The following is a 14,530-nucleotide window of genomic DNA, read 5'->3' on the forward strand; positions in this document are numbered from 1 at the left end:
GTCATGGCCAGCCTGATTTCCTGTCCGCACTGCGGCACGCGCCCCAAGGAAGAGTTTATGATCAGAGGCGACGCCGCGCCGGTTCGCCCGTCGGCCATGGCTTCCGACGAGGCATGGCACGACTATGTGCATCTCAGGAGCAATCCGCGCGGTCGGGTGCGGGAACACTGGCAGCACGTCGCCGGATGCCGGCGCTGGCTGCTCGTGGAGCGCGACAATCTCACCCATGCCGTCTTTTCCGTGGCCGATGCCGCGGCGGAGGGCGGCCAATGACCGCTTATCGCCTTCCGGCCGGCGGCCTGATCGACCGCAGCCACACGCTCGCTTTTTCTTTCGACGGCAAAAACCTGGCTGGCCATGCGGGCGATACGCTCGCCTCGGCGCTTCTGGCCAACGACAGGCTGCTCGTCGGTCGCAGCTTCAAGTATCATCGTCCGCGCGGCATCGTGACGGCCGGCCCCTCCGAGCCGAATGCGCTGGTCACCGTGGGCAGCGGAGTGCGGCGTGACCCCAACACGAAGGCGACCGTTGCCGAGTTGTATGACGGCCTCGTCGCCACCAGTCAGAACCGATGGCCGAGCCTCGCCTTCGATATCGGCGCGGTCAACGGCTGGATGTCGCGCTTCCTGTCGGCGGGTTTCTACTACAAGACCTTCATGTGGCCGGCGGCCTTCTGGGAGAAGGTCTACGAGCCGCTCATCCGGCGCGCCGCCGGGCTTGGCCGTACCGATCTTTCGGCCGATCCCGATTCCTACGAAAAGAGCTGGGCGCATTGCGATCTGCTGGTGATCGGGTCCGGGCCGGCCGGTCTTGCGGCTGCGCTGGTCGCGGCGCGATCGGGCTTGCGTGTGATCCTTGCCGAGCAAGATTTCGCTCTCGGCGGCACGCTGCTTTCCGAGACGACGCGGATCGATGGGGAGGCGCCCTATATCTTCGCCCGGCGCGCGCTGGACGAATTGCAGAACAGCCCGAATGTGACCTTGCTGCCGCGCACGACGGTTTTCGGCTGGTACGACGACAATGTGTTCGGCGCGCTCGAGCGCGTGCAGAAACACGGCGTTACGACGGATGCGGCAAAACCCGTCGAACGCCTGTGGCGCATCGTGGCGAAGCGCGCCATCCTCGCGACGGGAGCGGAGGAGCGACCACTGGTCTTCGGCGGCAATGACCGGCCCGGCGTGATGACGGCAAGTGCGGCCGCCACTTATGCCAACCGCTTCGGCGTGGCCGCCGGCAAGGCCGTCACGATCTTCACCAACGGCTCCTCGGGGTACCGCACGGCGCAGGACCTGGCTGCGCAGGGCGTCGGGATCGCCGCCCTCATCGACAGCCGGACGGATGCCGCCGATGCGGCGCCGGCCGGCGTCCGGCTCATCCGCGGCGGCTCGATTGTCGATACGAGAGGCGCTGCGCGCCTTCGCGGCATTGTCGCGGATCGCGGCGGTTTTGAGGAGCTGATCGCCTGCGATGCCGTCGCGATGTCGGGCGGCTGGAGCCCAGTCATTCATCTTGCCTGCCAGCGCGGCGGCAAGCCTGTCTGGTCGGACGCTTTGCAGGCCTTTCTGGCGCCCGATGTCGGGACCGGCCTCGCGCCTGCCGGTGCGGCTGCCGGGCAATACGGCCTGTCTGCCTGTTTCGAGGATGGTGCACGCAAGGCTGCCGCCGTCGTCGAGGCGCTCGGGCGGCAAGCGTCCGGTTTCAAGGCGCCGGTGGTCGGAAAAGAAATCGATCCGTCCTTCACGGCGCTCTGGCATGTGCCTGGGGCGAAGTCGAAAGCCTTCGTTGATTTCCAGAACGACGTGCATCTCGGCGATCTCGGCCTTGCCGTGCGTGAGGGCTTCGGCCATGTCGAGCACGCCAAGCGCTACACGACGGGCGGCATGGCGACGGACCAGGGCAAGCTCGGCAACATCAACGCGATCGGCATTCTCGCTGCCATGCGCGGCGTAAGCCCCGCCGCGGTGGGCACCACGACATTCCGCCCGTTCTATACGCCGGTCTCCTTCGGCGCGCTTGCCGGTACGTCGGTCGGCGCGCATGCCATGCCCGCCCGCCGATCGCCGCTGCATGGCTGGGCGGCGCGCAACGGCGCCGCCTTCATCGAGGCCGGCCTCTGGTATCGCCCGTCGTGGTTTGCCAAGGGCGAGGAGAAGACGTGGCGGGAGAGCGTCGACCGGGAGGTGCGCGCCGTTCGCGAGAATGCGGGCCTCTGCGATGTCTCGACGCTCGGCAAGATCGAGGTGTTCGGGCCGGATGCGGCCGAATTCCTCAACCGGCTCTACTGCAATCCGCTCCTGAAACTGCCGGTCGGCAAGGCCCGCTATGGGCTGATGCTGCGCGAGGACGGCATAGTCTTCGACGACGGCACGGTCAGCCGGTTAGGTGAGGTGCATTTCCTGATCACGACCACCACCGCCATGGCGGCGGGCGTACTCTCGCATATGGAGTTTGCGGCACAGGTGCTGTGGCCGCAGTTGCGCGTACGTTTACTCTCCGTCTCCGACCAATGGGCGCAGATGTCGATTGCCGGGCCAAAGGCACGCGTCATCCTTCAGTCCATCGTGGAGGACGACCTGTCCCATGCGGCCTTCCCGTTCCTGGCCGCCCGTGAGGTCCGCCTCAAGGGCAATCTCAAGGGACGGCTCTTCCGCATCTCCTTTTCCGGCGAACTTGCCTACGAGCTTGCGGTGCCGGCCGGCTATGGCGAGGTGGTGGCCGATGCGCTGATGCGCGCAGGCGCCCCGCACGGCATATGTGCCTATGGCGTCGAAGCGCTCAATGTGTTGCGGATCGAGAAGGGCCACGTCACCCACGCTGAACTCGACGGCCGCGTGACACCCGACGACGCCGGGCTGGGCCACATGATGGCCGCGGGCAAGGCGGATTTTATCGGCAAGCGGCTCTCCAGCCGTTTCGGCCTGACGGCGGCAGACCGGGCACAGCTTGTCGGCCTCAGGGCGCTGGAGGCGGATCAAGAAATGCGGGCCGGCGCGCATCTGCTGAAGGACGGCGCCAAGCCCTCGACGATAAATGACCAGGGCTGGGTGAGCTCCGCCTGCTTCTCGCCGACGCTCGGCATGCCCATAGCGCTTGCCTTCCTCAAATCCGGCCGCGAGCGCTATGGCGAGAAGGTCGTGGTGTGGGACCGGCTGCGCGGGGTCGAGACCATTGCGGAAGTCTGCCATCCGGTTTTCGTCGATCCTGATAACAGCAAGCTCACGGCATAGGGGGGCAGGGATGGCTTACGACTATCAGGCGGTTCATGCTCTGGAAGGGACGATCGGCGCGATCGCCGAGCGGCGGGCCAACCATCTCGCCGTACACCGTGCGACGGCAATGGCCATGGTTCTGGCGTCGCCGGGCCGAGTGCCCGAGGCGGTCGGCATTCTCGTCGCGAACCGCGACTTCGAGGTGCGGTTTTCCGGTCCCGGCGAGTGGCTGGTGCTGTCGGAGGTCCATGCGCCCGAAACGCTTTCCGCCGAACTCGGTGTGCGGCTCGGCGATGCCGCTATCGTCATCGACCAGAGCCATGGCCGTGTCGCTCTGACCCTGTCAGGGCCGGATGCCGCGCGCATTCTCGCCAACGGCGTCGCGGTCGATCTTCACGTCGACAGCTTCCCCGTCGGCCGGGCGGCGAACGTTCTGTGCCATCAAATTTCGGTCAATCTGGCCCGCACCGGTGCGCAAAGCTTCGATCTTGTCGTCATGCGCAGCTTTGCCGAGGCGCTGGTGGACGACATCAAGATCATGGCGCGCAGCCACGATCTATCGGTCGATTTCGCGACGCGCTGACGGGGCCGCGCGCCGCCGCCCGACATTGGAAATCGATAAAGCGACATTAGGTTTCGCAACCCGGTCTTGCCGCGCCGGCGAGGGACAAAATAGGCTGCCTTCACGCACTGCCTCTCGTTCCTTCAACCGCCGTAAGCCGGAGTTTTTCATGAAGAGCCATGCCAGGGTCGTGGTCATCGGGGGCGGCGTCGTCGGCTGCTCCGTTCTCTATCATCTCACCAAGTTCGGCTGGACCGATGTCGTGCTCGTCGAGCGCTCCGAGCTGACCTCCGGCTCGACCTGGCACGCCGCCGGCGGCATGCACACGATCAACGGCGATCCGAACGTCGCCAAGCTCCAGAAGTACACGGTGGAACTCTACAAGGAGATCGAGGACTATTCCGGCCAGGATATCGGCCTGCACATGACGTCGGGCATGATGCTTGCGGCGACGAAGGACCGTTTCGACTGGATGAAGTCGATCCTCGCCAAGGGGCGCTATATGGGGCTGGAGGCGGAACTGCTGACGCCCAAAGAAGCGCATGACCTCATGCCGCTCATCGATCCCGACCAGTTCGTCGGTGCGGTGTTCGATCCGGTGGAAGGCCATCTCGATCCCTACGGCACCACCCACGCCTATGCGAAATCGGCTAAGAAGAACGGTGCGGAAATCTACCTGCACACCAAGGTCGAAGACCTCGCGCAGCGCGAGGACGGCAGCTGGCGCGTCCTCACCAACAAGGGCGAGATCATCGCTGAGCATGTCGTCAACTGCGGCGGCCTCTGGGCGCGTGAGGTGGGCCGCATGGTCGGGCTCGAACTGCCGGTTCTGGCCATGGAGCACATGTATCTCATCACCGAGGACATGCCCGAGGTCATCGAATTCAACCAGACGCGCGGCAAGGAGCTGATGCATTGCGTGGATTTCGACGGAGAAATCTATCTCCGCCAAGAACGCAACGGCATGCTGATGGGCACCTATGAGAAGGCGTGCCGTCCGTGGTCGCCGCTGACCACGCCGTGGGATTTCGGGCACGAGCTGCTGGAAGAGGATATCGAGCGCATCACGCCAGAATTGGAAGTGGGCTTTCGCCATTTTCCGGCTTTCAACAAGGCGGGCATCAAGAAGATCATCAACGGCCCCTTCACCTTTTCGCCCGACGGCAACCCCCTTGTGGGCCCCGTGCGCGGCATGACGAATTTCTGGTCGGCCTGCGCCGTCATGGCCGGTTTCAGCCAGGGCGGCGGCGTCGGGTTGGCGCTCGCCAACTGGATGATCCATGGCGATCCCGGTTTCGATGTCTTTGCCATGGATGTCGCGCGCTACGGCGACTTCGCGACCCTCGGCTATACCAACGCCAAGGTGCGTGAAAACTATTCACGCCGTTTCTCCATCCGCTATCCGAACGAGGAGCTGCCGGCCGGGCGCCCGCTTCTGACGACGCCGATTTATGACAGGCTGAAGGCAGCCGGTGCCGTCTTCGGCGCGTCCTACGGCCTGGAGCAGCCGCTGTGGTTCGCCCCCGCCGGTGTCGAGGATCACTTTTCCTGGCGGCGATCGACGGATTTCGAGACGGTCGGTGCGGAGGCCAAAGCCGTGCGCGAGAGCGTCGGCCTTATGGAGACCTCGGGCTTCGCCAAATATGCCGTGAAGGGGAGGGGTGCGGAAGCCTTTCTCGACCGGCTGCTTGCCTGCCGCATGCCTGCGACCGGCCGCATGACGCTCGCGCCCATGCTGAAGGCGGACGGCAAGCTGATCGGCGATTTCACGCTCGCCAAGCTGGGCGAGGGCGATTTCCTGCTCATAGGCTCCGGTATTGCCGAGGATTACCACATGCGCTGGTTCGAAGCGCATGTTCCGAAGGACGGGTCGGTCACGCTTGAGGCCCTCAATCTCGGTCTGGTCGGCCTCGCGATTGCCGGCCCGAACGCCCGTGAGGTCTTGGGCAAGCTCACGCATAAGGACCTGTCGACGCCCGCCTTTCCCTTTATGGCGGTGCGCCGCATGGACCTCGGCATGGCGCCGGCAATCGTGGGGCGCGTCAGCTATACCGGCGACCTCGGCTACGAAATCTGGATGAAACCGCAGTATCAGCGCTACCTCTATGACCTGATCCTCGACGCCGGCAAGGAATTCGGCATCCGCCTGTTCGGCCTTCGGGCGCTGAACGCGCTTCGCCTGGAAAAATCCTATGGCAGCTGGTCGCGGGAATATCGCCCGCTCTACGGCCCGATGGAAGCGCGGCTTGATCGCTTCGTCGCGCTGGACAAGGCGACGGACTTCATCGGCAAGGCCGCTGCCAGATCGGAGCGGGAGAGCGGCGGCACGTTGCGGCTTTGCACCTTCATCCTCAAGGCGACGGATGCCGACGTCATCGGCGACGAGCCGATCTCTCTCGACGGCGTCTTGCGCGGTTGGGTGACATCTGGGGGATACGCGCATGCGGCCGGCGTATCGGTCGCTATCGGGTATGTGCCGAAGGACCTCGCAGACGTGACGGAGGGGTGGTCGGTGGAGCTTCTGGGTGAGATGCTGCCCGCCCGCCTGCAGCGCGTGCCGCTTTTCGATCCCTCGGGAGCCAAGATGCGCAAGTAAGGCCTGCCGCGGCGTTGCGACGATGTTTCGTTATGAACCAATGTTTGCGTCGTCGCGGTGCATCGTTTTGCACCCAGGTCCCGCTTTTCTTGCCGCTTTTTTGGATATCGTGGCGTTAATTACGTCATTTGGCGCTTTCGCCCAAAGAAATTGTCGATCCGGGTTTTTTTGGCTTCCCTTTTGTATCGAAAGCGGTATGGAATTCATTTGTCTACACAAGCTCAAAAAATGAGCGCAAGAACAAGAGATGTGGCCAAAGCGGACTGCATCCGGGGGATTATATATGGAGTATTTCGTCCAGCAGCTCGTTAACGGGCTGACTCTTGGCTCGATTTATGGTCTGATAGCCATTGGCTACACCATGGTTTACGGCATCATCGGCATGATCAACTTCGCCCATGGCGATATCTTCATGCTCGGCGGATTTGCCGCTCTTATCACCTTTCTCGTCCTGACCAGCGTGTTTGTCGGCCTGCCGGTTGTCATTCTGCTTCTGGTCATGATGGTTGCAGCGATGCTGACGGCGTCGCTGTGGAACTGGACGATCGAGAAGATGGCGTATCGCCCGCTGCGCGGCTCTTTCCGCCTCGCGCCGCTGATCACGGCCATCGGCATGTCGATTGCGCTGTCGAACTTCATCCAGGTCACGCAGGGTCCGCGCAACAAGCCGATCCCGCCGCTGGTTTCGTCGGTCTACAATGTCTTCGGCATAGCGATCTCGCTCAAGCAGATCATCATCATGCTGCTGACGGCGATCCTGCTGACGACCTTCTGGTACATCGTTAACAAGACCTCGCTCGGCCGTGCCCAGCGCGCTACCGAACAGGACCGCAAGATGGCGGCACTGCTTGGCATCGACGTCGACCGCACGATCTCCGTGACCTTCATCATGGGCGCATCGCTGGCGGCTGTCGCCGGCACCATGTACCTGATGTATTACGGCGTGACCGTCTTTACCGACGGCTTCATTCCGGGCGTCAAGGCCTTCACGGCCGCGGTTCTCGGCGGCATCGGTTCGCTTCCGGGCGCGGTTCTCGGCGGCATGCTCATCGGTCTCATCGAGAGCCTGTGGTCCGCTTATTTCACCATCGACTACAAGGACGTCGCGACGTTCTCCATCCTCGCCATCGTCCTGATCTTCAAGCCGTCCGGTATTCTCGGACGACCGGAAGTCGAGAAGGTTTGATCCATGTCCAACATTTCCTACTCTCCTGAGAGCGCCGGCGGTAACCTGACGGCGCGGGCTCTGCGCGAGGGCATTTTTGCCGGTATCGTGGCACTCGGCCTGTTCGTCCTCTTCGTCGGTCTGGAGACCACGCAGAACATCCGCAACGAGCTGGTGCTGAACCAGCGCTGGGGCCTGCTTGCCATCTTCGTCGCCGTGGCCGCTGTCGGTCGCTTCCTAACGGTCGCCTATATCCGTCCGTGGATGGACGCCCGCAAGGCCGCCGCCAAGGCGCCGGTTGAGGCGGATGAAAGCTTCTTCAAGCGCAATTTCAGCAAGATCGCCATCGTCGCGCTCCTGATCTATCCGCCGCTGATGGTCATGCTGTTCGGCGTGCAGGGCTCGCTGAAATGGGTCGACAATTTCGGCATCCAGATTCTCATCTACGTGATGCTCGCCTGGGGCCTCAACATCGTGGTCGGCCTCGCCGGCCTGCTCGACCTCGGCTACGTCGCCTTCTATGCGGTGGGCGCGTACTCCTATGCGCTGCTGTCGCAGTACTTTGGTCTCTCCTTCTGGGTCCTGCTGCCACTCGCCGGCATTCTGGCCGCCTTCTGGGGCATGATCCTCGGCTTTCCGGTGCTGCGTCTGAAGGGCGACTATCTTGCCATCGTGACGCTCGCCTTCGGTGAGATCATCCGCCTCGTGCTGATCAACTGGACGGAAGTGACGCGCGGCACGTTCGGCGTCTCGGGCATTCCCAAGGCTTCCGTCTTCGGCATCTGGTCGTTTGACGTTGGTGCGCCGAACAACTTCGCCAAGGTTTTCGAACTGCCGATGTCCTCGGCCTACTACAAGATCTTCCTGTTCTATCTCATCCTGGCGCTGGCCCTGCTTACCGCCTACGTGACGATCCGCCTGCGCCGCATGCCGATCGGCCGCGCGTGGGAAGCGCTGCGTGAGGACGAGATCGCCTGCCGCTCGCTGGGTATCAACACGGTCACGACCAAGCTGACAGCTTTTTCCATCGGCGCGATGTTCGGTGGCTTTGCGGGTTCCTTCTTCGCCGTGCGTCAGGGCTTCGTCTCGCCGGAAAGCTTCGTCTTCCTGGAATCGGCGATCATTCTCGCCATCGTGGTTCTCGGCGGCATGGGCTCGCTCGTCGGCATTGCCGTTGCCGCGGTCGTCATGGTCGGCGGCACGGAGCTGCTGCGCGAGATGACGTTCCTTAAGGCCATTTTCGGTCCCGACTTCACGCCGGAACTGTACCGCATGCTGATCTTCGGCCTCGCCATGGTCATCGTGATGGTCTGGAAACCGCGTGGCTTCGTCGGCAGCCGTGAACCGACTGCCTTCCTGAAGGAACGCAAGGCGGTCTCCGGCAGCTTCACCAAGGAAGGACACGGCTGATGGTGTCCGAAACAATGACAACGAACACGATGACGGCTGATCCCATTCTCAAGGTCGAGCATCTCTCGATGCGCTTTGGCGGCCTCATGGCCATCAACGACTTCTCCTTCGAGGCGCAGCGCGGCGAGATCACCGCTCTGATCGGCCCCAACGGCGCCGGCAAGACCACGGTCTTCAACTGCGTGACCGGCTTCTACAAGCCGACCATGGGCATGATCACCATGCGCCAGAAGGGCGGCCGGGAGTTCCTGCTTGAGCGGCTGAACGACTTCGAGATCACGCGCGATGCCAAGGTGGCCCGCACCTTCCAGAACATCCGGCTCTTCTCGGGCCTCACCGTTCTGGAAAACCTGCTCGTCGCCCAGCACAACACGCTGATGAAGGCCTCCGGCTACACGGTCCTCGGGCTTTTGGGCCTGCCGGGATACAAGAAGGCCGCGGCCGAATCCATCGAGGTGGCCCGGCACTGGCTGGAAAAGGCCGATCTCATCGAGCGTGCCGACGACCCGGCAGGCGATCTACCCTACGGCGCCCAGCGGCGTCTCGAAATCGCCCGCGCCATGTGCACGGGACCGGAGGTCCTGTGCCTCGACGAGCCGGCGGCGGGCCTCAACCCGCGTGAATCGCTTGCCCTCAACGAACTCCTCCGCTCCATCCGCAAGGAAAGCGGCACGTCGATCCTGCTCATCGAGCACGACATGTCTGTCGTCATGGAGATTTCAGACCATGTGGTCGTGCTCGAATATGGGCAGAAGATTTCCGACGGCACGCCGGACCATGTGAAGAACGATCCGAAGGTTATCGCGGCCTATCTCGGTGTCGAAGATGATGAGGTCGAAGAGGTGATCGAAGAAATCGAGGAGATCGAGGGCACTGTGGGAGGTACGCACTGATGAGCGATACGCTTCTCAGCGTCCAGGGCGTTGAAACCTATTACGGCAACATCCGCGCCCTTGCCGGCGTCGATGTTCAAGTGCAGAAGGGCGAGATCGTCAGCCTCATCGGCGCCAACGGCGCCGGCAAGTCGACCCTGATGATGACGATCTGCGGCAGCCCCCAGGCGCGCAATGGCACCATCACGTTCGACGGCGAGGACATCACCCGCCTGCCGACGCATCTCATCGCGCGCCGTCGCATCGCACAGTCGCCGGAGGGACGTCGCATCTTCCCGCGCATGACCGTCTACGAAAACCTTCAGATGGGTGCGAGCCTCGACAACCTGAAGTATTTCGACGAGGACGTGGAGAAGATCTTCACGCTCTTCCCGCGCCTCAAGGAGCGCCAGTCGCAGCGCGGCGGCACGCTTTCGGGCGGCGAACAGCAGATGCTGTCCATCGGTCGCGCGCTGATGGCGCGTCCCAAGCTCCTGCTTCTCGACGAGCCGTCGCTGGGTCTGGCGCCGCTGATCGTGAAGGGCATCTTCGACGCCATCAAGGTGCTGAACAAGGAAGAGGGGCTGACCGTGTTCCTCGTGGAGCAGAACGCCTTTGCCGCACTCAAGCTGTCGGACCGCGCTTATGTGATGGTCAACGGCAAGGTGACGATGAGCGGCTCGGGCAAGGAGCTTCTGGCCAATCCGGAAGTGCGCGCGGCCTATCTCGAAGGCGGCAGGCACTAGGACAAGGAGACGGACAATGCAGGGAATTCTCTACGAGGAACCGTCTTTCTGGCAGTTCCTGTTCATCACCGTCATCATGGGCGGCTGGACCGCATGGCGCACCGGCAAGAGCGTCGCCGAGGGCTGGCAGCCCTACCGGACGCTCGTCATCTACATCCTTCTCCTGGGTGTGGCGATCCGCTTCATCCACCACGCGCTGTTCAACGGCACGATGCTCACCGCCCAGTACTATGTCGTGGACACTGCCGTTCTTTTGTTGTTTGCTACGCTCGGCTACCGCTACTACCGGACGCGGCAGATGACCAATAATTACTACTGGCTTTATGAGAAGGTCTCGCCCTTTTCCTGGAAGTCGAAATAATCAAGGGAACACCCGTCCGCCTGGACGGGGCAAAACGATACCGGCGCAATGAATGCGGGTGTTGCGCCCGGTTGAAACCAGCCCGCTATAAATCTGGGAGTAACCAAATGAAGAAGTCTCTCATGTCGGCTGTTGCTTTGGCTGCAATGGTCGCTTTCAGCGGCAGCGCTTGGGCCGACATCCTGGTCGGCGTCGGCGGCCCGCTGACCGGTCCGAACGCCGCTTTCGGCGCGCAGATCCAGAAGGGCGTCGAGCAGGCCGCTGCCGACATCAATGCGGCCGGTGGCATCAACGGCGAGCAGATCAAGATCGTTCTGGGCGACGACGTTTCCGACCCGAAGCAGGGCGTTTCCGTCGCCAACAAGTTCGTCGCCGATGGCGTGAAGTTCGTTGTCGGTCACTTCAACTCGGGCGTTTCCATCCCGACGTCGGAAATCTACGCCGAAAACGGCATCCTGCAGGTTTCGCCGGCGTCCACGAACCCGACCTACACCGAGCGCGGCCTGTGGAACACGTTCCGTACCTGCGGCCGTGACGACCAGCAGGGCGCTGTAGCCGGTGCCTTCATCGCGGCCAACTTCAAGGATGCGAAGGTCGCCGTTCTCCACGACAAGAGCCCGTATGGCCAGGGCCTCGCCGACGAAACCAGGAAGGCGGCAAACGAAGCCGGCGTCAAGGAAGTCATCTACGAAGGCGTCAACGTCGGCGACAAGGACTTCTCGGCCCTCATCGCGAAGATGAAGGAAGCCGGCGTCTCCGTCGTCTACTGGGGCGGCCTGCACACCGAGTTCGGCCTGATGGAACGTCAGGCTGCCGACCAGGGCCTGAAGGCAACCTTCATTTCGGGCGACGGCATCGTTTCCAACGAACTGGCTTCGATCGCCGGCGACGCCGTTGACGGCACGCTGATGACCTTCGCGCCCGATCCGCGCAAGAACCCTGCTGCCAAGGAACTCGTCGAGAAGTTCCGCGCTGCCGGTTTCGAGCCGGAAGCCTACACGCTCTACTCCTACGCCGCTCTTCAGGTCATCGCTGAAGCTGCCAAGGCTGCCGGCGGTAACGACGCGCAGGCCGTTGCAGAAGCTATAAAGGCCAAGGGCCCGTTCAACACGGCTATCGGCGAACTGTCCTTCGACGAGAAGGGCGACATCACCCGTCCGGACTACGTCATGTACACCTGGAAGAAGGGTGAAGACGGCAAGTACACCTACTTCCAAAACGAGTAATCGTTTCATGGAACGGGCGGCGCATGCACGCCGCCCGGCCGTGTCCACTTCGAGCCCGGCCTTTGCGCCGGGCTTTTTCTTGAAGGCCTGTTCAGACCCACTGGCGAGGTCACGATGAGAGGAATGGCAGCATGGACGTAGCGCTTGTGCGGGATGAGGCAGTCGGCCGCCAGCAGCGGGCGCGAGGCGTCGGACGCCTGGTTGCGAAGCGGTCGGCGCAGAGCACACGGCTCGACGTGTTTTACCAGGAAGGCTGCGCCAAGATACGGCTGCCCGAAACGTTTGATGGTACGATGGAGGCCGTCCTTATCAACACCGCGGGTGGTCTGACGGGCGGCGATCATGTGGAATGGGCGCTTGCAGCCGGCGCCGAAACGCGCCTGACCGTGACCACGCAAGCCTGCGAGCGGATCTATAAGGCGAGCGCCTCGACCGCTAGGCTGGAAACACGCATCACCGTTGCGGACGGTGCGCGTGTCGACTGGCTGCCACAGGAGACGATCCTGTTCGACCGGTCGTCGCTGAACCGCCGGCTGGAGGTGGATCTGGCCGCCGATGCCGTCTTCCTCGCTGTGGAGGCGGTGATTCTCGGCCGCAAGGCGATGGGCGAGACGGTGAAGACGGGTTTCTTTCATGACCGCTGGCGTGTGCGCCGGGCGGGCAAGCTCATCCATGCCGAGGAAACGCGTCTCGATGGCGATGTTGCCGGCCTCACGGGCGAACTGGCGACGCTCGGCGGTGCGCGCGCCTTTGCAACCGTGCTGTTGTGTGGCCCCGATGCAGAAGGGCATGTCGAACCGTTGCGCCGGCTGATCGGTGCGGGCGCGGCTGGCGCCAGCCAGTGGCAGGACAAGCTCGTTGCGCGCGTCGTGGCGGATGATGGCTTCTCCTTGCGAAAAATGCTGATCCCGATCATTTCGCACTTGCGCAAGGGCGCGAGCGTGCCGAAACTCTGGTCACTCTGAAACCGGCTGGCCCGGCCCGATCCGTGGTCGCCTGCCGCTTCCTGTTTTGCGTATATCGCGCGCGCAAACAGCCGCCTATTGTCGCGCGACGGAACCAGCGACGGACCACTCATGAACCTGACCCCCCGCGAAAAAGACAAACTGCTGATCGCCATGGCCGCGATCGTGGCGCGCAAGCGTCTGGAGCGCGGAGTGAAGCTCAACCATCCCGAGGCGATCGCGCTCATCACCGATTTCGTGGTGGAGGGGGCGCGCGACGGTCGTGCCGTCGCCGATCTGATGGAGGCTGGCGCGCATGTTCTCACCCGAGCGCAGGTGATGGATGGCATCCCCGAGATGATCCACGACATCCAGGTGGAGGCAACCTTTCCTGACGGCACAAAGCTCGTGACCGTGCACGAACCCATCCGGTAGACTCATGCTGGAACTCAGGCCCAATTGCGAATGCTGCGACCGCGACCTGCCGCCGGAAAGCGGCGAGGCGATGATTTGCACGTTCGAATGCACCTTCTGTGCGCAGTGCGTGCGCACGGTTCTGCACGGCGCGTGCCCGAATTGCGGCGGCGGGTTCATGCATCGTCCGGTGCGGCCGGCTGCCATGCTCGAAAAATATCCGGCATCGACAAAACGTATCCTGAAAGCCGAGGGCTGCGGCCCGGCGCAAGCTGCGAGAGGAACTCCATGATCCCGGGCGAAATCATCGCTGCCGATGGCGATATCGAACTCAATGTCGGACTGCCGGTTACCGTGCTGGATGTCTCCAATACCGGCGACCGCCCAATCCAGGTCGGCAGCCACTATCATTTCTACGAAACCAATCCCAGCCTGTCGTTCGAGCGCGAGCAGACAAGGGGGCTCAGGCTCGATATCCCCGCCGGCACCGCCGTGCGTTTCGAGCCGGGCCAGACGCGCACCGTCCGCCTCGTGCCGTTTGCCGGCAAGCGGGAGATTTACGGGTTCCGCCAGGCCGTGATGGGAAAGCTCTGACATGACATTGCGACATTCTCTTCTTCTCGCCACCGCCTCGCTGATCGTTTCAGCCACGGTCGCCATGGCGCAGGAGCCCGAGGTCGACTGCGATAATGCGCAGACGCAAATGGACATGAACATCTGCGCCGGTCGCGACTACAAGACGGCCGACAACGAGTTGAATGCCGTCTACAAGAAGGCCTTGGAGGCCGCCAAGGAGACCGATGAAGGCTTCAAGGACATGGGCGAGCAGTATGTCGGTGCGGTCGATGCGCTGAAACGTGCCCAACGCTCCTGGATCGGCTATCGCGACGGGCAGTGCGAGCTTGCCGGCTTCGAGGCACGCGGCGGCTCCATGGAGCCCTTGCTGGTTTCCAGCTGCCTTGCGGATCTCACACGCAAGCGGACGGCGGAGCTCAAGGCTTTCTACGAGCAGGAAAACTGAGGAG

15 protein-coding genes are annotated in these 14,530 nt (G+C 63.0%); all 15 read left to right on the top strand.

The features are described from left to right. Positions 1-3 precede the first annotated feature (3 nt). The 15 genes from MKI86_RS15965 (at position 4) to MKI86_RS16035 (ending at position 14,526) form a co-directional block, all read left to right on the top strand. Positions 4-273, top strand: coding sequence for a sarcosine oxidase subunit delta (locus MKI86_RS15965; RefSeq protein WP_241602273.1), 270 nt, complete (start codon positions 4-6; stop codon positions 271-273). Next, on the top strand, positions 270-3,227 hold the full coding sequence (locus tag MKI86_RS15970; RefSeq protein WP_241602276.1) for a sarcosine oxidase subunit alpha family protein: 2,958 nt from the start codon (positions 270-272) through the stop codon (positions 3,225-3,227). The genes MKI86_RS15965 and MKI86_RS15970 overlap by 4 nt, the downstream gene beginning before the upstream one ends. Positions 3,228-3,237: 10 nt before the next feature. Next, positions 3,238-3,792 carry a sarcosine oxidase subunit gamma gene (locus MKI86_RS15975; RefSeq protein WP_241602279.1) on the top strand — a complete coding sequence of 185 codons (555 nt, stop codon included), beginning with the start codon at positions 3,238-3,240 and terminating at the stop codon, positions 3,790-3,792. 148 nt (positions 3,793-3,940) lie between these two features. Then, positions 3,941-6,367: a GcvT family protein gene (locus MKI86_RS15980; RefSeq protein ID WP_241602281.1), complete on the top strand. Its 2,427-nt coding sequence runs from the start codon at positions 3,941-3,943 to the stop codon at positions 6,365-6,367. A 283-nt stretch (positions 6,368-6,650) separates the two neighbouring features. Further along, entirely contained in the window at positions 6,651-7,553 is a 903-nt protein-coding gene (locus MKI86_RS15985; RefSeq protein ID WP_241602282.1) for a branched-chain amino acid ABC transporter permease, read from the top strand. Between the two features lie 3 nt (positions 7,554-7,556). Then, the gene (gene livM / locus MKI86_RS15990) at positions 7,557-8,942 is read left to right on the top strand and encodes a high-affinity branched-chain amino acid ABC transporter permease LivM (protein ID WP_241602284.1); all 1,386 of its coding nucleotides are present in this window, start codon (positions 7,557-7,559) and stop codon (positions 8,940-8,942) included. After that, positions 8,942-9,835 carry an ABC transporter ATP-binding protein gene (locus MKI86_RS15995; protein ID WP_241602287.1) on the top strand — a complete coding sequence of 298 codons (894 nt, stop codon included), beginning with the start codon at positions 8,942-8,944 and terminating at the stop codon, positions 9,833-9,835. Before livM ends, MKI86_RS15995 begins: the two co-directional genes overlap by 1 nt. Further along, a complete protein-coding gene (locus MKI86_RS16000) occupies positions 9,835-10,560 on the top strand; it encodes an ABC transporter ATP-binding protein (protein ID WP_370879990.1) in 726 nt (241 codons plus the stop codon). The genes MKI86_RS15995 and MKI86_RS16000 overlap by 1 nt, the downstream gene beginning before the upstream one ends. Positions 10,561-10,576: 16 nt before the next feature. Further along, a complete protein-coding gene (locus MKI86_RS16005) occupies positions 10,577-10,921 on the top strand; it encodes a DUF6867 family protein (RefSeq protein WP_241602289.1) in 345 nt (114 codons plus the stop codon). Positions 10,922-11,028: 107 nt separating this feature from the next. Next, positions 11,029-12,147, top strand: a complete 1,119-nt coding sequence (locus MKI86_RS16010; protein ID WP_241602291.1) for a branched-chain amino acid ABC transporter substrate-binding protein — start codon at positions 11,029-11,031, stop codon at positions 12,145-12,147. 131 nt (positions 12,148-12,278) lie between these two features. Further along, positions 12,279-13,112: an urease accessory protein UreD gene (locus MKI86_RS16015; protein WP_241602294.1), complete on the top strand. Its 834-nt coding sequence runs from the start codon at positions 12,279-12,281 to the stop codon at positions 13,110-13,112. Positions 13,113-13,223: 111 nt separating this feature from the next. Continuing rightward, the gene (locus tag MKI86_RS16020; RefSeq protein WP_241602297.1) at positions 13,224-13,526 is read left to right on the top strand and encodes an urease subunit gamma; all 303 of its coding nucleotides are present in this window, start codon (positions 13,224-13,226) and stop codon (positions 13,524-13,526) included. Positions 13,527-13,530: 4 nt separating this feature from the next. After that, on the top strand, positions 13,531-13,797 hold the full coding sequence (locus MKI86_RS16025; RefSeq protein WP_241602300.1) for a DUF1272 domain-containing protein: 267 nt from the start codon (positions 13,531-13,533) through the stop codon (positions 13,795-13,797). Then, positions 13,794-14,099 carry an urease subunit beta gene (locus tag MKI86_RS16030; protein WP_241602324.1) on the top strand — a complete coding sequence of 102 codons (306 nt, stop codon included), beginning with the start codon at positions 13,794-13,796 and terminating at the stop codon, positions 14,097-14,099. Before MKI86_RS16025 ends, MKI86_RS16030 begins: the two co-directional genes overlap by 4 nt. 1 nt (position 14,100) lies before the next feature. Beyond that, on the top strand, positions 14,101-14,526 hold the full coding sequence (locus MKI86_RS16035; RefSeq protein ID WP_241602327.1) for a lysozyme inhibitor LprI family protein: 426 nt from the start codon (positions 14,101-14,103) through the stop codon (positions 14,524-14,526). Positions 14,527-14,530: the final 4 nt, after the last annotated feature.

The sequence above is a fragment of the Shinella sedimenti genome, from assembly GCF_022601905.1.
GTDB lineage: Bacteria > Pseudomonadota > Alphaproteobacteria > Rhizobiales > Rhizobiaceae > Shinella > Shinella sedimenti.